This window comes from Tunturiibacter gelidiferens (assembly GCF_051013345.1).
Taxonomy (GTDB): domain Bacteria; phylum Acidobacteriota; class Terriglobia; order Terriglobales; family Acidobacteriaceae; genus Edaphobacter; species Edaphobacter gelidiferens_A.
The window spans coordinates 4,646,115-4,665,299 of the sequence record NZ_CP132939.1 but is presented as its reverse complement, the minus strand read 5'-3'; the positions used below and the strand labels follow the sequence as shown (position 1 = coordinate 4,665,299).

At 61.2% G+C, this 19,185-nt stretch carries 14 protein-coding genes and 4 pseudogenes; 10 read left to right on the top strand and 8 right to left on the bottom strand.

The window, feature by feature from the left end:
* Positions 1–74: 74 nt before the first annotated feature.
* The 3 genes and pseudogenes from RBB80_RS23280 to RBB80_RS23270 all read right to left on the bottom strand — a co-directional run bounded on the left by RBB80_RS23280 (position 75) and on the right by RBB80_RS23270 (position 3,896).
* Entirely contained in the window at positions 75–2,315 is a 2,241-nt protein-coding gene (locus RBB80_RS23280; protein ID WP_433964714.1) for a xanthine dehydrogenase family protein molybdopterin-binding subunit, read from the bottom strand.
* On the bottom strand, positions 2,312–3,319 hold the full coding sequence (locus RBB80_RS23275; protein WP_433964713.1) for an FAD binding domain-containing protein: 1,008 nt from the start codon (positions 3,317–3,319) through the stop codon (positions 2,312–2,314). The genes RBB80_RS23280 and RBB80_RS23275 overlap by 4 nt, the downstream gene beginning before the upstream one ends.
* Positions 3,316–3,896: pseudogene (locus RBB80_RS23270) on the bottom strand (2Fe-2S iron-sulfur cluster-binding protein). Before RBB80_RS23270 ends, RBB80_RS23275 begins: the two are co-directional and overlap by 4 nt.
* Before the next feature lie 473 nt (positions 3,897–4,369).
* On the opposite strand from RBB80_RS23270, the gene RBB80_RS23265 reads away from it, so the two are divergent.
* From RBB80_RS23265 to RBB80_RS23230, 8 genes are all read left to right on the top strand, one after another.
* Positions 4,370–5,527 (top strand): S10 family peptidase, encoded by a 1,158-nt coding sequence (locus RBB80_RS23265; protein ID WP_433964712.1) that lies wholly within the window; start codon positions 4,370–4,372, stop codon positions 5,525–5,527.
* On the top strand, positions 5,485–5,904 hold the full coding sequence (locus RBB80_RS23260; RefSeq protein ID WP_433964711.1) for a hypothetical protein: 420 nt from the start codon (positions 5,485–5,487) through the stop codon (positions 5,902–5,904). The genes RBB80_RS23265 and RBB80_RS23260 overlap by 43 nt, the downstream gene beginning before the upstream one ends.
* Before the next feature lie 129 nt (positions 5,905–6,033).
* Positions 6,034–6,261, top strand: a complete 228-nt coding sequence (locus tag RBB80_RS23255; RefSeq protein ID WP_020713518.1) for a hypothetical protein — start codon at positions 6,034–6,036, stop codon at positions 6,259–6,261.
* 127 nt (positions 6,262–6,388) lie between these two features.
* Positions 6,389–7,534, top strand: a complete 1,146-nt coding sequence (ribB, locus tag RBB80_RS23250; protein WP_433964710.1) for a 3,4-dihydroxy-2-butanone-4-phosphate synthase — start codon at positions 6,389–6,391, stop codon at positions 7,532–7,534.
* Between the two features lie 354 nt (positions 7,535–7,888).
* Positions 7,889–8,743, top strand: coding sequence for a GAF domain-containing protein (locus RBB80_RS23245; RefSeq protein WP_433964709.1), 855 nt, complete (start codon positions 7,889–7,891; stop codon positions 8,741–8,743).
* A gap of 216 nt (positions 8,744–8,959) precedes the next feature.
* Positions 8,960–9,682, top strand: a complete 723-nt coding sequence (locus tag RBB80_RS23240) for a DUF4440 domain-containing protein (protein WP_433964708.1) — start codon at positions 8,960–8,962, stop codon at positions 9,680–9,682.
* A 33-nt stretch (positions 9,683–9,715) separates the two neighbouring features.
* Entirely contained in the window at positions 9,716–10,642 is a 927-nt protein-coding gene (locus tag RBB80_RS23235; RefSeq protein WP_433964707.1) for a hypothetical protein, read from the top strand.
* A 244-nt stretch (positions 10,643–10,886) separates the two neighbouring features.
* Entirely contained in the window at positions 10,887–11,045 is a 159-nt protein-coding gene (locus RBB80_RS23230) for a hypothetical protein (protein ID WP_433970094.1), read from the top strand.
* Positions 11,046–11,527: 482 nt separating this feature from the next.
* On the opposite strand, the pseudogene RBB80_RS23225 reads toward RBB80_RS23230, so the two are convergent.
* From RBB80_RS23225 to RBB80_RS23215, 3 genes and pseudogenes are all read right to left on the bottom strand, one after another.
* A pseudogene (locus tag RBB80_RS23225) lies at positions 11,528–12,040 on the bottom strand (choice-of-anchor D domain-containing protein); the annotation flags it as partial.
* 203 nt (positions 12,041–12,243) lie between these two features.
* Positions 12,244–13,707: pseudogene (locus tag RBB80_RS23220) on the bottom strand (choice-of-anchor D domain-containing protein); the annotation flags it as partial.
* A gap of 230 nt (positions 13,708–13,937) precedes the next feature.
* A complete protein-coding gene (locus RBB80_RS23215; protein ID WP_433964706.1) occupies positions 13,938–15,299 on the bottom strand; it encodes a choice-of-anchor D domain-containing protein in 1,362 nt (453 codons plus the stop codon).
* A 158-nt stretch (positions 15,300–15,457) separates the two neighbouring features.
* Here RBB80_RS23215 and RBB80_RS23210 point away from each other — a divergent pair, with 158 nt between their 5' ends.
* Positions 15,458–15,643: a hypothetical protein gene (locus RBB80_RS23210; protein ID WP_433964705.1), complete on the top strand. Its 186-nt coding sequence runs from the start codon at positions 15,458–15,460 to the stop codon at positions 15,641–15,643.
* A gap of 467 nt (positions 15,644–16,110) precedes the next feature.
* Here the strand turns inward: RBB80_RS23210 and RBB80_RS23205 are convergent.
* Together RBB80_RS23205 and RBB80_RS23200 are read right to left on the bottom strand one after the other, a co-directional pair.
* Positions 16,111–16,515 (bottom strand): annotated as a pseudogene (locus RBB80_RS23205) (hypothetical protein); the annotation flags it as partial.
* Positions 16,516–16,951: 436 nt separating this feature from the next.
* Positions 16,952–17,614: an HAD family hydrolase gene (locus RBB80_RS23200; RefSeq protein WP_433964704.1), complete on the bottom strand. Its 663-nt coding sequence runs from the start codon at positions 17,612–17,614 to the stop codon at positions 16,952–16,954.
* A 391-nt stretch (positions 17,615–18,005) separates the two neighbouring features.
* Between RBB80_RS23200 and RBB80_RS23195 the strand changes: the two genes are divergently transcribed.
* Positions 18,006–19,184 carry a pyridoxal phosphate-dependent aminotransferase gene (locus RBB80_RS23195; protein WP_433964703.1) on the top strand — a complete coding sequence of 393 codons (1,179 nt, stop codon included), beginning with the start codon at positions 18,006–18,008 and terminating at the stop codon, positions 19,182–19,184.
* Position 19,185 lies beyond the last annotated feature (1 nt).

Sequence of the window (19,185 nt, the reverse complement as noted above, 5' to 3'; positions counted from 1 at the left end):
CTTCGTGACTTGTATATCTTGTTTAGGAGAGGCTAACTGCTTCGGTTCTCCCTTTGATCGGAGGGGGATGATGGCTATGCCTGCATGATTTTGTCCAGGGTGATGGGATAGTCACGGATACGTTTGCCGGTGGCGTTGTAGATGGCGTTACCGATTGCAGCGGCGGCGCCGGTGATGCCGATCTCTCCGATGCCACGTGCGCCTAGTGGATTGAATTTTGTGTCGGGAATGCCGGTGACGGTGACGTCGATGGTGCCGATGTCGGCGTTGACGGGGACGTGGTATTCGGCGAGGGTCTCGTTGACGGTGCGGCCGTGAGTGGGGTCGATGTGTGCCTCTTCGTGGAGCGCGGAGCTTACGCCCCAGACGATGCCGCCCTGAAGTTGGTTGATACCGGTCTTTTGATTGACCAGGGTGCCGATGTCGTAGGTGGCGACGATGCGGCGCACCTGGACCATGTGAGTGTCGATGTCGACCGCGACCTCTGCAAAGACTGCGCCGAAGGACTGCGAGGTATAGGCGGTTCTGTCTTCGCCGGGTTCGGCGCTGGCGGTGGCTTCGATGGGCTGGCCGCCTGCGCGTTGCAGAATGGCGGTGACGGTGTCGGATTTATTGGGTGAGGATTTAGCGAAGACTTTTCCGTCTTGTGTGTCGAGACTTGCGGCCTGGAGGCCGTGAAGGGGTGACTGCGAGTCGTTGACGGCGAGTTCGAAGAGCTTGAGTTTGGCTTGTGTCGCTGCTGCTGCTGCGGCGGGGCCGATGCTTGCGGTGGACTGCGAGCCGCCGGAGACTGGGGCTTTCGGGAGATTGGAATCGCCGAGTTGAACGTCGACCAGCGCGGGATCGATGCCGAGGCCCTGGGCGCAAGCCTGCGCGAGGACAGTGTAGGCGCCAGTGCCTAGATCCTGTGTGCCGCATCCTATGTAGGCGCGGCCGTTCGGGAGGATGCGCACAATGGCGGAGGCAGCGGAACGGTTGGCCCCGTAGGTTGCTGTCGCCATGCCGTAGCCGATGAGATTATTGTCTTCGCGTAGTTGTCCTGGCTGTGGATTGCGTTTGGACCAGCCGAAGCGGTCGGCGGCATCGGTGTAGCACTGGCGAAGGCTCTTCTCGGTCCATGGACGATCTTTACTGGGATCTTTTTCCGCGTAGTTGATGAGACGCAACTGGACGGGGTCGATGTTGAGTTTGTGGGCGAGCTCGTCCATGGCGCACTCGAGAGCGATGGTGCCGGTGGCCTCGCCCGGTGCTCGCTGGTAGGTACCGACACCGAGGTTCATTTCGACCATGCGGTGACTGGTGACGTTGGACTCGCTGTTGTAGAGGAAGCGAGTCTGCATCGCGGAGGGCTCGAGGAAGTCCTCCATCAATGAGGTATGGACGATGACGTCGTGCTGGATGGCGAGCAGCTTGCCGTCGGCGGTGGCGCCTAGTTTTACGTTTTGCGCCGTGGTAGGGCGGGAGCCAACCGGGCCGAACATCTGGCCGCGTTCGAGAGCGAGCTTGACGGGCTTGCCGACGACCTTTGCCGCCATCGCGGCGAGTACGACGTGGCTCCAGGTAGAGCCTTTGCTGCCGAAGCCTCCGCCGACGAAGGGGCATTGCACGCGGACATCATCGACGGGAATACCGAAGGTTCGAGCGAGTGTCTGGCGGTCGCCGGTGATGTACTGCGTGGCGTCGTAGACGTTGAGCTTTTCGCCTTCCCACCAGGCGATGGTGGCGTGCGGCTCCATGGGATTGTGGTTTTGGATGGGTGTGGTGTAGACGACGTCGATGGTGACGGCGGAGTTTGAGAGTGACGTGGAGATGTCGCCGCGTTTGCTATCGGCGGGTTCGCGGCCGGGTTGTTTGGGAGGGCGGGCTTCGGCGAGGCGGCCTTTGAATTCGAGTTGTGCGGGCTGGCTCTTGTAGGTGATTTTAAGCAGGGTCGCAGCCTGCATCGCCTCCAGGAGCGAGCGTGCGACAACTACGGCGATGGGCTGGCCGTTGTAGAAGATGTCCTTCTCCTGCAGGACGGTGATGTGGCGACGCGCGGGAGGCTGAGGCGACGCTACGGGAAGCTTTGGCGCGTTGAAGGGCGTGAGGATGGCGAGGACGCCTGATGCTTTGCCGGCTGCGGTCTGGTCGATGGAGACGAGAGCGCCCTTCGGAATGGTGCTCTGGACGATGTAGGCGTATGTGACGTCCTCGACAGGAAACTCAGCGGAGTATTTCGCTTTGCCGGTGACCTTGTCGCGGCCATCGTAGCGGTTTCTGAGCTGACGCTGCGGGGTCTTGGGAGCTTCGTCTTGAAAGAGTGCGGGAGGCGTCATGCTTGTGCTCCTTGTGCGGCGAGTGTGAGGGCGCGCACGATGCTCTGCCTGGCGAGTTCGATCTTGAACGTATTATGTTCGTACGGTCTGGCTCCGGCAAGGGCGAGGTCGGCAGTTTTTTTGAAGGACTCCGGGGCCGCGGTTGCGCCGATGAGAGACCTTTCAGCTTCGACGGACCGCCACGGCTTGTGAGCGACTCCGCCCAGCGCGAGGCCAGCTGATTTGATGGTGCCGCCGTCCAACTCGAGACCGGCGGCGACGGAGACCAGCGCGAAGGCGTAGCTCTGACGATCGCGGACTTTGAGGTACCAGGAGTTCTTCGCGAACTTCGGTGCTGGGAGCTCAACGGCGATGATGAGTTCGTCGGGCTTGAGGTTGGTTTCGAGATGTGGGGTGTTGCCGGGGAGACGGTGGAAGTCTGCGATGGGGATGGTTCGGTTGCCTCTCGGTCCCAGCACATGAACGGTTGCGTTGAGGGCTGCGAGAGCGACACTCATGTCGGATGGGTTGGTGGCGATGCACTCGGCACTTCGACTGCTGCCGCCGCTTGCGCCGAGGATGGCGTGGATGCGGTTGAAGCCTTTGATGGCCGCACAGCCGCTGCCTGGAGTGCGCTTGTTGCACTCGGAGAAGGCTGTGTCCATGAAGTAGTAGCAGCGGGTGCGCTGCATGAGGCTGCCGCCGGTGGTGGCCATGTTGCGGAGTTGCGGGGAGGCGCCGCTGAGGAGAGCTTGCGAGAGCAGGGGATAATGGGTGCGGATGATGGGGTGATTGGCGAGGTCGCTGTTGCGAACTCCGGCGCCGATTGAGGTGACGCCGCCAGACGTGGTGACCTGAATGAAGTCGAGATGGGTGACGTCGACCAGAGTGGACGGGTGCTCGACGTTGTACTTCATAAGGTCGACGAGGTTGGTGCCACCGCCGAGGAACTTCGTGCCTCGTGCGGAGAGAGCGTGAACGGCTTCCTCTGGAGAGGCGGCGCGCTGATAGTTGAAGGGATTCATGAGCGGGCTCCGGAGCTGGTCAATGGTTTTATTTCAAGCTCCGATACCGATGGACCGCAGCCTTCATCAGGAACGAGAGCGCGGACTGCGGCGACGATATTGGGATAAGCTCCGCAACGGCAGATGTTGCCGCTCATGCGCTCACGAATCTCCTGATCAGTGAGGCTTGGGCGATCGCTGCAGGCACTGAGGCGTTGCTCGAAGGAGACCGCGCTGAGAGTGCCGTGTTTGTGTTCTTCGAGAAGAGCGACGGCGGAGCAGATCTGGCCGGGGTGCAGTAGCCGCATTGAAAGCCGTCGTGCTCAAGAAAGGAGGCTTGTACGGGATGAAGGTTGTCTCCGTCGGCGAGCCCTTCGATGGTGGTGATGTCGGATCCGTCGGCGGCGACTGCGAGGGTGAGGCAGGAGTTGACGCGGCGGCCGTTGAGGAGAACGGTGCAGGCTCCGCATTGGCCGTGGTCGCAGCCTTTCTTGCTGCCGGTGAGGGCGAGATGCTCGCGAAGCGCGTCGAGGAGAGAGGTGCGGGTATCGAGTGAGAGAGACTGCGAGGTGCCGTTCACCTTGAGGGTGAGATTCATCGTGTGCGGAGTGGCGGCGGCTGCAGCATGAGCTTCTTCTGCAGCCGCGATTCGCGGGATGCCTGCTGCTACGCCAGCTCCGAAGATGCCGGCGGCTTTCACGAAGGTTCGGCGAGAGAGTTCGACGTCAGAGGGAGTGGACTTCTCTGAGTGCGTGTGCTGATCGTGTTCCTGGATGTCGTCTTCTTTTTCGGTGCAGAGAGGGAGACTCATAGCGTGGCCTCAGTTTGGTTGACGCTGCGTGGATGTTCGGGGCGATGCGCCATTAGACGTAGACGTGACTGCCTGGGAAAAAGATGCACGCACATGGCGGCCGGTCCCGGGTGATCGAAACGGTATGATGATCGCGTCCACAAAGCAGTAAATTAATTTACTTGGCGTCCGATTTAGATGACGCTGCGGGAGAAGTGAAATTGATCCAGCTCGAAGTTTCGAAGCGTTTATTGATATCTCGCATACTAAGTTTTGTTCCGATGCTTGCACTGGTTTTGATGGTGATGCCCGCGCTGTCGCAGGCCCCAGAAGGGAAGCAGCGAGCGGCCGGGGAGGGGGAGGCGAAGAAGGATGAGACGACTGTTCCAATCCCCGCAGAGACAAGTTCGGTGACAAAGCATGAGTGGGCCGCGGGCGGGCGACTGGTTCACTACACGGCGACCGCTGGCAATCTGCTGATACGGGACGATCAGGATAAGGCGAATGGCAGCATCTTCTATGTGGCTTATACGGAGGATGGAGTCGAGGCGAAGAGCCGGCCGGTGACCTTCTTCTATAACGGTGGACCGGGTGCGGCGACGATCTGGCTGCACATGGGATCCTTCGGGCCGGTGCGCGTGGTGACGAAGAGTCCGGAGGCGACGGGACCTGCGCCATTTGAGTGGGTACAGAATCAGTACAGCCTGCTGGATAAGAGCGACCTGGTGTTTATCGATGCGCCGCTGACAGGCTACTCGCGTGCGGTGGGCAAGGGTACGGTCAAAGACTTTGCTGGGACCGATCAGGACATCAAGGCATTTGAAAAGTTTATTGTGCGGTACATTACAGCGAATCAACGTTGGAACTCTCCGAAGTTTCTGTTTGGTGAGTCGTATGGAACGACGCGGTCCGCTGGGTTGGTGAGCGCTCTGCAGAACGATGGGATCGAGTTCAATGGGGTGACTCTGCTGTCATCGATTTTGAACTACAACCGGCGTAGTCCTGGGTTGGACTACGAGGCAATTGGATACATACCTTCGTTCGCTGCGATTGCGTATCACTATCACAAGGTAAAGGCGAATGGGAGTCTGGCTGAGTGGGTGGAGCAGGCGAGAGTTTTTGCTCGCGGACCGTATGCGGAAGCTTTGCAGCAGGGAGATAAATTGCCCGCGGCTGAGTTCGACACGCTGGCGGCAAAGCTGGCGACGATTACGGGGTTGAGCGTGGATTATGTGAAGGAGGCGAGACTGCGGATTTCAGCTACGCGGTTTCGCAAGGAGCTACTGCGCGGGGATGAGCGCACTCTGGGTCGGTACGATGCACGGTTCATGGGATGGGATGTGGATTCGGCGGGGAGAATCCGGGTTATGACCCGTCGGATACGGGGATCAGCGGAGTGTATGTCGGAGCGTTTCACGATTACATTCAGAGGGAGCTGAAGTATCTGAGCCAGGAGCCTTACTACACCTCGGGGCCGGGGCTGAACGAAAACTGGGACTTCAAGCATAAAGCTGCGGGCGGCGGACTGGGAAGGGCTGGGGAGCAGACGGCTCCGGATGTGGCGGTGGATTTGGCTGACGCGATTCGTAAAAACCCGAAACTGCGGGTGTTCTCTGCCAATGGGTACTTCGACCTGGCTACCCCGTTCTTTTCAACGGAGTACGACCTGAGTCATATGGATTTGCCAGAGAAACTGGTGAAGAATGTGCAGTTTGGTTACTACCCGGCGGGACACATGGTCTATCTCAATGTCGATGCGCTGAAGGAGATGAAGGCAGATGTGGCAAAGTTCTACGCTTTGGCCCAGCAGCGCTAAATCTAAAGGAAAAGGGGCTTCAAGGCTTGATTTTGCTGCGTAAATGCCCTAGAATGAAGCTTGCGTTTCTTTCCCAGAGTACATAGCGCGAAGTGCGAAGTTAAATTTTGAAGAGGTACTGATAAAGATATGGCAAAGCGTCGTGGAAATCCCAACTGGGGCAAGCCTGAGCCGATCGGGCCGGTTGTTCCAACGGTAACATCGTTCGAGCAGGTTGTGAAGGAGTTCAAGCTCACGCCCGACCAGTACATTCGTTCGACCAGGCTTCGTGAGTGGGCCCGTAGAAACAAGAATTCGAAGTACATTCCTGAGGCTCTGCTTGAGGCGTGGGGATTCGAGATCGAGTCCACGCTGTAAGGGTTTGGTTTCAATTTTGTAATTCGGTTGTAAAAAGAGAGCGCTGCCCCGAGCGGGTGGCGCTTCTTTTTTGCGTCGGACGTAAGATGGGATGCGTCGAAAGAGATGCAAGTGGAAGGCGGGGACTATGTTTGCTGACGTGGCAGAGGCGGTAGCGGAGTTCAAGGCGGGGCGGATGTTGGTCGTCGTGGATGACGAGGACCGCGAGAACGAGGGTGACCTGACGCTGGCTGCGGAGTTTGTCACGCCGGAGGCGATCAATTTTATGGCGAAGTATGGCCGGGGTCTGATCTGCTTGACGCTGACCGAGGAACGTGCGGATTATCTGCGGCTGGGGCCGATGACGCAGGAGAACACGTCGCGGTTTGGGACTGCGTTCACCGAGAGCATCGAGGCGCGGGAGGGCGTGACGACGGGGATCTCTGCTGCTGACAGGGCGCATACGATCAAGGTGGCGATTGATCCTCGGTCTACGGCGCATGATCTGGCGCGGCCCGGGCATGTGTTTCCGCTGCGCGCGCGAAAGGGTGGCGTGCTGGTAAGGGCCGGACAGACGGAGGCTTCTGTGGATCTGGCGCGGATGGCTGGGCTGGTGACGGCTGGGGTCATCTGCGAGATTATGAACGACGACGGGACGATGGCCCGAGTGCCGGACCTGGTGAAGTTCTGCGCAGAGCATGGGCTGTTGATGGTGACGGTGGCGGATCTGATTCGCTATCGGCTGCAGCATGAGCGATACATTCATCGCGTGGCCGAGTCGTTGATGCCTACCGCGCATGGCGAGTTTCGCATGATCGCTTATGAGAGCGAGGTGGATGGTGGGGAGTCGCATATTGCGCTGGTCTACGGCGATGTGAGTGGCGGCGAACCGGTGCCGGTGCGGGTGCACACACATTGCCTGGCGGGAGATGTTTTTTCTACGACGCTGTGTGATTGCAGAGCGGTGGTGGAGCAGTCGCTGAAGATGATTGCGGAGGCGGGCAAGGGCGCGCTGGTGTATCTGCATAATGGCAGCGCGGGTTTTGGCGTGGATAAAGGAGTTACGCCACCGCGGATAGTACTGCATCGGGAGCAGCGCGCTCGGGAGGGATGTGACGATCGGGCGCACAGGACGCTGCGGCAGGTGGGGCTGGGCGGGCAGATTCTGTCGGATCTCGGGATTCACAAGATTCGGCTGCTGACTAACACGCCGACGCATGTACCGGCGCTGCAGGGGTTCGGGATTGAGATTGTGGAGCAGATTCCGGTGTCGATTGGGGCGGTTCGGCGGTAGATTTTCAAAAAAATTACGGGTGGAAGATGGAGGAAGATCCTTGGCTTAATGGGCGTTTTGCAGGGGTGTTTTGGCGAGAGGCCTGGTTTTGCTGTGGTGTTTTTGTGGTGAAGATGTGGTGGGATGCGTGGCTGGGGTGGTGACCTTGCCGCGTCATTCGGGGTTACGAAAGATACGCCAACATTGGGAGATTTATTTAGGTTTTTTCCTTGCGGCGTGGACTATGATCTGTGACATCTCCCCGAACAGTGTGACTGATGTTTCAGGTCTGACGAAGGCCGGAGTTGACGTGGCTTCGACTCTTCCGGGGATGGAACGCGCAGGCAGATGGGCCAGAATTGCGAAAGGTTCAAGATGAGTGCGGTCGATTCGATCACGCTGGATACGGGTCTCGAGGTGATCGACCTTGTCGGGGACGCTTCGTTTGCGGAGAGGCACCTGCATGAGCGGGACATAGTGATTCAGATGGAGGGAATGCGCCGGGTGGCGCGTGCCTTTGTCGATAGCCCGGATACGATTTTGCAGGAGTTGGTGAATGCGGCGGTGGAGTTGTGCGGCGCGGACAGTTCGGGCATCAGCATCGAGCGGGAAGACGGGAACGATGCTGATTTTTATCAGTGGGTCGCCACTGCGGGAGCGTATTCGGAGTTTCTGAATGCTGTGCTTCCACGTTCGCCGAGTGCGTGTGGAGTTTGTCTGGAGCGAGGGCGGCCACAACTGTTTCGCGTGACGCAGCGTTTCTTCGATCTGCTTGGGGTGGTTGCGCCTACCGTGACCGATGGGATTCTGCTTCCGTGGGACGAAGGGGAGAGTCGCGGCACGATCTGGATTATGGCGCATAGGCGGACGGAGGCGTTCGACGGAGGCGACGTTCGGATGATGCAGATGCTGGCGGACTTTGTGGCAATGGGTGTGAGGCAGCAGCGTGAGCATAAACAGCTGATGGAACAGGCGATGCTGAGGGCCGCGGCTGGCATGGCCAATGAGCTGGCGCACAGGATCAACAATCCTCTGCAGAGCATTACGAACCTGGTGTATCTGGCGGCTGCAGGCGGGGTCTCGGGGGATGCGAGGGCGTTGGCGGAGGAGCTTTCGGATCCGATTCAGAGGCTGTCGGTGCTGGCGGCGCGGTTGCTGTCGCTGCCTACGGCTGCGAATCGGCAGCAGCAGACCGATGAGGAAGACTTTCCCGTGGTGACGGCGGAGTGAAAGCTCACTGACAACTGAAGAGTTCTTTTCCTGAGCGCGATCCGGGAGGATAATGGCTTCGCTTTCTTGCGAGAATGGAGAGCCGTGACGAGTCCAGTTCGCTTTGAGAGAGCAGCTTTGTATGTGTTGTTGAGTGGCTTTGTCTTCTCTGCGGCTCTGAGCTTTGGGCGGCGTAATAAAGAACCAGAGGGTCGGCGTTGTCTGAAGGGGAATGATATGAAGCCAGGTCTGATTGCTTTGTTGTTGGTCTTCGTGTGTCCGGCCGCGCGTGGATTGGATATACCGAAGATTACAGAGGTGGAGCTGGTTCAGAGGACACAAGAGCTTTACGATGCGGTTGGGCCAGGTAATCAGGGGCCGTGGAAGAAATATGTCGCAGACGATGCGATGTTCTTCGATGAGAAGGGCAGGGCGATGGATAAGGCGGCGCTGATGGAAGATCTGCAGCCGTTGCCTGCGGGCTATAGCGGGACGATTCGGGTGGTGCATCCGAAGTCGCTGCTGACGGCGAACGTTGCGATTTTGAGTTATGACTGCGATGAGGTGGAGACGGTGTTTGGGCGGGAGCTGCATGCTCGTTATCACTCGACGGATACGTGGCTGTATCGGAATCAGGCGTGGCAGATTGTTTCGAGCCAGACGTTGCGGTACTACGAGGACCCGGCTGCGGGAGCGGTTTCGGATGCGACGCTGAACGACTATGTGGGTAGTTATGAGCTGGCTCCGGGGAATGTGGTCACGGTTACGCGGCAGGGCAGTGAGCTATACGCGCAGCGCAACTCGGGCAAACCGTACCTGCTTTTGCCGGAGTCTCCGGATCTGTTCTTTCGTGCGGGAGTGGAGGGACGGCGATTGTTTCATCGCGATGCGTCGGGGCATGTGGACATGATGATCGATCGCAGGAATAACGAAGATCTGCTTTGGAAGAAGATTCGCTAGTGCGTCAGAAATTGTGATTGGGAAGAGGTGATTGTGCCGCCGAGTACGAATGTGTGGATATGTGCTGCGGGAGTGATTGTTCTGGTTATCGGGTTTGTTGCTGCCAGGAGAGAGTTGCAGGCCGCGGTGGGGCTGGACAAACTGGTTGCGGTGGCGAGAGTGTTGTTCGCGGCACCGCTGGCGGCATTTGGGGCGGAGCATCTGGTGCTCGGTCGGGTGATCCTGGGGGCTGTTCCGGTGTGGATGCCGGTGCGGGTGTTCTGGGTGTACTTCGTTGGCATTGCGTTGATTGCTGCGGCTCTTAGTTTGGCGCTGGGGATACGTGTTCGTTTGACTGCGACGCTGCTTGCGGTCATGTTTTTTCTGTTTGTGGTGATGATCCATCTGCCGAATGTGGTGGCGCAGGTGCACGACAGAATCATCTGGAATGTGGCGTTGCGAGATCTTAGTTTTGGTGCGGGCGCGCTGGCGCTTGCGGGATCTTTGTGGCGTGGGCCGCGGGATCGCGATGGGAATGTGGCGGTGCGGATTGGGCGGGTGTGTGTAGCTGTTGTGCTGATGGTGTATGGCGTGGAGTTGATATTGTATCCGCAGTTTGCGCCGGGGGTTCCTTTGGGTAAGTTGACGCCGTCGTGGGTGCCGGGGCCTCATGTGTGGGCGTTATTGACGGGGTTGGTTTGTATTGGGGGTGGGGTGGCGATATTGATTCGGAGATATTGTCGCGATGGGGCGAAGGCGGTGGGGTTGGTGATGACGCTGCTTACGGTGGTTCTTTATCTGCCGATTTTGTTGATGGCTTCTGGAGCGCCGGCGGTGTTGGAGGGGGCGAACTACGTTTGGGATACGTTGTTGTTTGCTGGGGCGGTGTTGCTGGTGGCGGAGGGGGCGGCGAAGGTGCGTTATGGTGTCGCTTTGGCTGGTGAGGCCGGAAGAGCGACAGCAGATCCCCTTCGGGGATGACAGCCAGAAAGACTATAGCAACGGCAGTTGCCGCTGCCGAGATGATGCTTTTGATGCGGAGAGGCAAAAGGCAGCAGCAAAGACAAGGACAAATGCGGGGGTCTCTCCACTGCGCTGTTCACGATGAAGCTGTGAACAGCTTCGGTCGAGATGACGCTTTTGGTACGGAAAGGCCCAGGTGACAGCAGATCCGCTGCGGGGAGAGTGCAACTGCAAAGGCAACTGCAACTGCGAAAGGATGTGGTTGCGTGTTGTCTTAGTGGGTGGCGGTGACCACCAGGTTGAGGGTGACGGTCTGGCTGAGTTCGACGCCGGTGGTGGAGGTGGCGGTGACTTGATATTGGTAGGTGCCGGGTGGGGTGAAGCGGAGGTTCGGATCGGTGCCGCCTCGGCCGCAGCCTGAGATCCAGAGGGCGGGAAGGGCGAAGAGGAGGGTAAGGAGGAGCAGGCGGGTGGGGTGCCTTTGCAGGGTGCCGGGTTTGATGCGGGGTTTGGTTCTTCGGAAGAAGAGGAGGGGATCGGGAGGAGGCAGAGGAGCGCTAGGCTGTGCGTGTTTGCTGCGGTGGTTGGTGGGACGTACTCGGCTACGGTGTTGAGGTTGGCGATGGAGTTTTGGGCGGCTCCGTTGAGAGTGATGCTGGAGGGGAGCAGAGAGCAGGTGGCGTAGGCGCCGGGGTTGACTGGGGTGCAGTTGAGGATGACAGTGCCGGAGTAGCCCGACTGCGGGGTGAGCTGGAGAGTGTAGTCGGCGGCCTTTTCGCTGGGGATGGTGAGGGTGGCGGAGGAGCCTCCATTGACGGTGAGGAGAAAGCTGCCGCCTGAGACTCCGGTGCCGGTGAGGGGGATGCTGAGATTCTGGAGGCCGGTGTTGGGGTCGGTGGAGGTGATGGTGCCGTTGCGCGGGCCGATGGCGGTCGGGGCGAAGGTGACGGTGATCTGGCAGCTGTTACCGGGGGTGAGCGTGGTGGAGGGGCAGGGGACGGTGATGTTGTAGTCGCCGGTGATGTTGAGCGTGAGGTTGGTGATGGGGGCGGTGCCGGTGTTGGTGAGAGTGAGGGTTTGGGCGGCGGAGGCTCCGAGGGCGATGCTGCCGAAGTTGAGGGCGGAGGGCGCGGTTTGGAGGTGGGACTGGATGCCGGTGCCGGTGAGGGGGTATTCGATGGGTAGGGTGGAGGCGGAAGAGCGGATCGAAAGCAGTCCGCCAATGGTCGCTGCGGTGGTGGGGGTGAAGGTGACTTGTTCGGTGCAGCTGGTGGAGGGGGCGAGGGTGTTGCCTTCGGTGGGGCAATCGCCGGTGGCGGTGTAGGGGCCGATGGCGGAGATGGTCTGAATGGCGATGGGGGCTGTGGTGATGTTGGTGATCTGGACGGGGAGGGTGGCGGTGGTGCCGACCTGCACGCTGCCGAAGTTGAGCGTGAAGGGAGAGAAGTTGAGGGGGATGGATTGGCGACGCCGAAGAGGCTGATGAACTCGAGGGCGGTGCTGGAGTCGGAGGTGATCTCGAGGGCGGAGATGCGGTTGGAGACGGAGTTGGGGAAGTTCGCCTGGGGGGTGAAGCTGAGGTTGATGATGCAGCTGGCGGAGGGAACGAGCGCGCCGATGCAGTTGGACTGGATGGTGAAGTCGGGAATGCGCTGGAAGCCGTTGATGTGGATGGTGGCGGTGCCGGTGTTGGAGAGGGTGATGGATTGGGTGTCGCTCTGGTCGCCTACCTGGGTGGCTGGGAAGGTGAGTGAGCTTTGCGAGAGGGCGTAGGAGACCAGCGGGGCGGTGTTGCTGGGCGCGGCGACAGTGATGGGGGCGGCTCGGCCGGTGAGGGTGAGGAGGTCTGGGGCGCTGAGGGCGTCGCTTTCGATGATGAGGGTGCCGGAGTCGGGTGAGGCGGGGCCGGGGGTGCTGGTGGTCTGGTTGATTGGGGTGTAGGTGAGGGTTGCGGTGCAGCTTTGGTTGGCGGAGAGGGTTTTGCCGCAGGTAGTGGCGGTGATGAGGAAGGGCCACTGGCTGGTGAGGCGGCGGATGGTGAGCGGGCTGGTGCCAATGTTGGTGAGGGTTACGGTTTGCGTGGCGGTTTGGCCGGAGGAGACCTGGCCGAAGTCGAGGACGGTTTGGCCAGGGATGATGTTGCCTGAGATGGCGAGGGTGGCGGGGCCGATGCCGAAGCCTTCGACGAAGCCCAGGCCGTTAAGGGTGGCGGAGCCGTCGGTGGGTGTGGCCTGGGCGAAGAGGGTGCCGGTGATGTCGCCGTTGGTTAGGGGTAGGAAGGTGACGTTGAAGTTGCAGGAGGCGTTGGGGGCGAGGGCGGCGCAGGCGGGGCCGTTGAGGAGGAACTGGCGGGGGAGCGCGATGTTGAGAGCGAGGGATTTGGCGGTGAGGTTGATGATGGTGAACTGACGGGTTCCGCCGAGGGTGCTGGTGGGGGCGGAGCCGTAGTTGGCCTGGTTGGGGAGGATCTGGAGGCCCGCGCTCTCAGTCGTGTAGGCGCCAGAGAGCGGGACGGTGTAGGTGGTGGGGCCGGTGGCGGAGCTGGTGACGGGGATCTGGAGGGTGTCGGTGACGGTGGCGGTGGTGGGGATGAAGTTGACGGTGATGGTGCAGGCTGTGGTGGGGGCGAGGTTGGTGCAGTTGTTGGTGGAGGAGAAGCTGGCGTTGGCGTTGATGGGAGCGGCGATCTGGAGGGTGGCGGTGCCGGTGTTGGTGAGGATGATGTTTTGCTGGGTGGCGGAGGGGCCGGGGACGTTGTTGAAGATGAGGGCGGTGGGGTTGAGGGAGAGGCCGGGGTCGGGTGAGCCGAAGCCAGTGAGGGTGGCGGTGATGGGGCCGGTGGAGGCCTGGAGGGTGGCGGTGCCGGTGCGGGAGCCGGTGGTGGTGGGGGAGAACGCGACGTTGAAGAAGCAGGAGGCGTTGGGGGCGAGGGGGCCGCTGCAGGCAGAGCCGCCGGTGGGGGCGGTGCTCAGGGTGAAGTCTCCGGAGAGGATGGGGGCGGTGAGAGTGACGGGGTTGGTGGTTAGGTTGGTCAGGGTGAAGAGCGTGGGGGCGCTGGTGCTGTTGACCGGGACGGTGCCGAATTCCTGCGTTGCAGGGCTGAGGAGGAGGCCGGAGAGGGCTATGCCGGTTCCGGTGAGGGTGAGGGGCGACGGCGTGCCGGAGGCGGAGGAGGTAAGGGTGAGAGAGGCGGTTTGGGTGCCGGGTGTGGAGGGGGTGAACTGTACTCCGAGCCAGCAGTTGGTGCAGGAGCCGGTGAAGGTGGAGGCGAAAGCGGAGGTGGGCGGCTGGCCGTGGCCGAAGCCGATGTCTTCTACGAGGATGGCTTTGAAGTCGGGCGCGGAGGTGGTGGCGGTGAGGGTGTTGAAGGGGAGTTGACCTTGTACCACTGGACTGACGGCTGGCCTACCAGGACGCTGCCGAAGGCTAGGGTGTTGTTGGGGGCGGTGACGATGGCGGTGCCGGTGCCGCTGAGGGTGACGTAGGACGGAGAGGAGCTGCCGGCGGTGACGGAGAGGAGGCCCTGGCGGGTGCCGGGCTGCGAGGGCGCGAAGGTGAGGACGACGGTGCAGGTTGAATTGGCGGCGAGGGTGGCGGTGCAGTCGGTGGCGTCGGTGAAGTCGCCGGTGAGGGTGAGGGCGAGAGGGAAGGCTACGGCGCCGATGTTGCCGATGGTGACGGTCTGGGTGGTGCTGGAGGTGCTGGTGACGAGAACGGCGTTGGGGAACTTGATGATGGACGGGGTGACGGTGAGGTTGGGGTTGGCGGATTGGCCGATGCCGGTGGGTTGGGGGTGGGTAGAGCCGGTGATGAGGACGGTGAGGCCTTCGTCGAGGGTGAGGGTGGTGGAGTCGGCTGACGGGGCTACGGGGGATTTGTAGGTGATTTCGAGCTGGCAGACGGTGTGGGGTTCGAGCGTGGTGGGGCAGTGGTCCGTGAGGGTGAAGGGGGCGGCGAGGCTGACCGGGGAGTGGGTGACGGCGTTGGCGGAGTTGTTGGAGAGGTAGAGGTAGCGGGGGAGAGTGGGGCTGGCGTCGGAGCCGGTGCCGAACTGGGTGCCGAAGTCGATTTCGGTGGCGGAGAGATTGAGGTCTGTCGCTTGGGTGTAGGCGGTGAGGAGGGCGGAGTCGGTGCCGATGGTCCAGGGGATCTGGGCGAAGCCGTCGTTGGTGGAGGTGGTGGCGGGAGTAAAGCTCAGAGTGATGTGGCAGGCGCTGTTGGGCGCGAGGGTTTTGGTGTTGGCGGTTGGGGAGGGGCAGTCGCTGGAAGACTCGGCGAAGGTGTAGGCCGTGGATTGATTGCTGCCGAGTTGCGATGGAAAGGTTTGCGGCGAGCTGCTGAGATTTGTAACTGTGACGGTTCGTGTGGCGATGGGGCTGGTGGCGGTCTGAATGCCAAAGTCGAGCTCGCGGGGGAGAAGACGATGGCGTTCGGGACGACGCTGGAGGCAGGGAGGGTGAGGGTTTGCGTGGTGGCGTTGCTCGCCTGCGCGGTGACGGTGCCGGGGTTGCTGCTGGTGCTGGTGAGTGCGATGCTGCAGTCTGCGCCGGGGGCAGGGTGGTGGGGCAGTTGGTGGCGAGGGTGAAGTTGCTGGCGGTGAGTTGGATGTTTGTGGCGGCGATGCTGCCGAGGTTGCGGAGGGTGAGGTTGGGGAAGTCGTCGGTGGAGAGGGCAAGGCTGGGGCCCGCGGTGGTGGGGTTGAGTTTGGCGAGGTAGGCGGCTGCTCCGGCGCAGAGGCTGCCGGTGCAGGAGGCAGTTGGGAGTGCGGCGGAGCGCAGGGTCGATGGGAGAGCAGAGGTGGGAGTGTTGGTGAGCGGGAGATCGTAGGTTTCGGTGGCGAGTAAGCTCGCGCTGGCGGTGGGAGATGCGCTGCCGGCGAAGGTGGGTTGGCCCAGCGAGCCAACAGTGAGGCCGGTGAGTGTGACGGGTGCGCTGGCGAAAGGGAGGTTGGTGGTGGGAAGGCCGCCGAGGCGGATGGTCTGGTCGATGGTGTTCTGCTGCGTCACGCGGAGGGCATAGCTGTTGCCGATGTTGGAGAGCGCGGTGAGAGGGAGCAGCCATGCGGGATTGTTGTTGGTTGCCGAGACCCATACTGCGCCAGATGACGCCTGTGTGACAGAGGATTGGATGCCCGGTGCGAGGAGGTCGGAGGTGAGCAGGGTGCTGCCGTCGAGGGAGAGGCGGAGGAGGGTCTGGTAGTTGGTGTTGACCAGCGGGGAGGAGACGGTGGCGATGGGGAACTGGCCGGGGGCGATGGAGCCGGTGAGGAGGAGGGTCTGTGTGGTGGGGTCTTGCGGCGAAGGAGCGATGACGAGCGAGGAGATGCCGGGGCCGGGGATGAAGGTGGAGAAGACGATGCCGTCGCCGGCGGGGGTGAGTTTGGTGAGGAAGCCGGAGGTGGCGGTGAGGAGGTCGGGGATGATGGCCGAGAGGGTGGGGTAGCCGCTGGAGGTGGTGTAGCCGGCGACGTAGGCGTTGTCGGAGGTGTCGGCGGCGATGGCGGCGGGGGCGGTGTTGCCGTTCTGGCCACTGAGGTAGGTGGCGTAGAGGAGGGTGGTTCCGGTGGTGTTGAATTTCTCTACGAAGCCGTTTTGCAGCGAGCCGGAGGCGGGGGACTGGATGATGCCGGAGGGTGTGACGGGGAGCGCGGAGCCGAAGATGCTGCCGGTGAGGAAGACGGCGTCGGCTGTGGCGGCGATGGCGGAGGCTGCGGTGCGGGGGCTGCCGGTGTAGGTGACGAACAGGACATTCAAGTTCTGATCGAATTTGCCGATGTACGAGTTGATAGATGTATCGGCCGCGCTGGGAAAGGCTGCGCCGGCGGTTGTGGAGAGCGTGCCGGAGGTTGTGGTTCCGGTGATGTAGAGATTGCCTGCGGGGTCCAGCGTCATGGCGAGGCCGATGTCGCCGCTCGAGCCGAGATGAGCTTGGGCGAGGATGTTGGTCGCTGTCGGATCGGTTTTGAGGAGACGGATGCCGTCGCCCTGGTCGAGCAGGAGGTAGAGGTCTCCGGCGGAGTCGGATTGGATGGCGTTGAACTGGGCGTGGTGTGAGTTAGCTGGATCGGGGTTCGATGAACCGAGCAGGCCAGCGAAGAGCAGTTCCTGGGGACCGGTGAGCTGGGCGGTGATCTGCGCGACCAGGGGCAGGGAAGCAACAAGGAGGAGAGCGATGACGCCGCAGAGACCGGCAAGTACACGTCGGAGAGAGAGCGGTGTCTTCATGTTTTGTTAGCTGCGGGCGGTACGCTGGTGCAGCCTGACCTTAAATATTCCTTGCGTTGGAGCTGTTTGAGTGGAGAAATCCAGACGATACGTTACGGAGGTACTATAGCTTCCCGTTTTGGGAGTCCGTATGCCGCTCAAGTTGTAGGAGGTAGTTGAGCCCGCGGGCGCGCATCTCCTGCTCGAAGGCGGGGTGTGTGGAGTATTGAATGGCCTGCATGCCGGTGGCGATAGCAGCGGCGATGTTCTCTGATTTGTCGTCGATGAAGAGGATATTTTCGGGCGGTGTCTGGAGGCCCTCGGCGGCGTGCTGGTAGATCTCGGGCTCGGGCTTGGCGCGATTGACGGCATGGGACCAGGTGTGATGGTCGAAGGATTCGATCCATGCGTGGCGGGCGCGGAGGCCAGCTTCCATGGCGTCGGGCATGTTGGAGAGGATGCCGGTGCGAATGCCGGAGTGCTGGAGTCGGTCGACCCAGTCGAGCATGGGAGGGTTGAGGGTCGACCAGAAATCGGTGTCGGCTGCGATGAGTTGGGCGAGTTGCGCAGGCGTGATGACGATGCCAGCGCCTGCGGCGGCGGTGTGCCAGAAGGATTCGGCGTTGAGGTCGCCGCGGTCGTAGGCGTGGCGGTGAGCCCAGTACTCGCGGTGGAGCACTTCTTCACTGAGGCCGGTGATGGAGCGCAGGCGGGTCCAGGCGTTGGGGTCAGGCTCGCCGGAGAGGACCATGCCGTAGTCGAAGAGGATTGCTTTTACTAATGCCATGAAAGGCAATTGTAAGGCAGTGGTTTGAACGTTAGCGCAGCCGGGCGGAGATGCGATGGGCCGGGAGGATGAGGTTGAAGGGGGCGGTCCAGTTGGAGACTGCCAAAGATCTACTCGAACGCAATTGGATCTCGTTATTCCGATAAAAATAGGTGTCTATACGGTGCTGAGCAGTCCGAGCACCTTTGTGTCATCTCGGCTCAGGCGACCACGCCACAGGGGCGGGATGCGAGTGATCCAGCTGGGAGGACGAAGCCTGTTCTACGTAGTTTAGAGAAAACCTGGGCGGGCGATGCGATTGCGTCGCCCGTTTTTGTTTGCGCGCCGACGGGATCAGTTGGATTCGACTGCTGGAACCGAGGCGGTCTCGCACACCGATTAGCATGGGAGGGTGAGCTATCGGTTTTCGACGCGGACGGGTTGGGATGTGGGGGAGAGTGGGTACGCGGCTGCGATTCGCGAGGCGAAAGCGGCGGGGCGGGAGTTGGTGGATCTGACCGTGTCGAACCCTACGGTTTGTGGGTTTGACTACGACGAGGAGGCTGTTCTTGCGCCGCTGGCGAGGAGGGAAGCCTTGACGTACGATCCTGATCCGCGGGGGATGCGCTTTGCGCGGGAAGCGGTGGCGGGATATTACGGGGATCATGGGGCGGATGTTGATCCGGACAGCGTGGTGCTGACTACCAGTACGAGTGAGGGGTATGGGTATCTGTTTCGGCTGCTGTGCGACGCGGGCGATGAGGTGCTGGTGGCGCAGCCGAGCTATCCGCTGTTCGATTTTCTGGCGGACCTGGAGGATGTGCGGCTGAAGCCTTACCCACTGTTCTATGACTATGGATGGTGGATCGATTTTGCGGAGCTGGAGGGTCGGATTGGGCCGAGGACGAAGGCTATTGTTGTGGTTCATCCGAACAATCCGACGGGGCACGCTACGGGAGTGGCAGAGCGGGGGAGGCTGGAGGAGATCTGTGCGCGACGCGGGTTGGCACTGATCGTGGATGAGGTGTTTCTGGATTATCCGGTTGAAGAGGATGTTAGGTTGCGGAGCTTTGCTGTGGGGCCGCACCCGGCGCTGACATTTGTACTGAGCGGGATGAGCAAGATTGCGGGGCTGCCGCAGATGAAGGTTGGGTGGATCGTGGGGTTGGGGCCGGAGGGGGATCGCGGGCCGGCGATGGGGCGGCTGGAGGTCGTCGCGGATACCTTCTTGTCGATGAACGCTCCGATGCAGTGGGCGCTGCCGGTCTGGTTGGCTGGGAGGCAGTGGATTCAGAAACAGATTCGGGATAGGGTGAGGGGAAACCTGCTGACGACGGCGGGGGGCGGTGCCGAAGTTCTGAGGTTGGATGCGGGATGGAGTGCGATTCTGCGGCTGCCGCAGCGGCTCGGCGAGGAAGATGTTGCGGGGAGGTTACTACGGGAGGCGGGAGTGGTGGTACATCCGGGGAGCTTTTACGGGATAAGCGAAGCTGGTCGGGTGGTGGTGAGTCTGCTGGGACCTGCGGGCGAGTTTGCGGAGGGGATATCGAGGATCAAAAGGGTAACTAAGTGGAATCACGCTAGTTACTAGC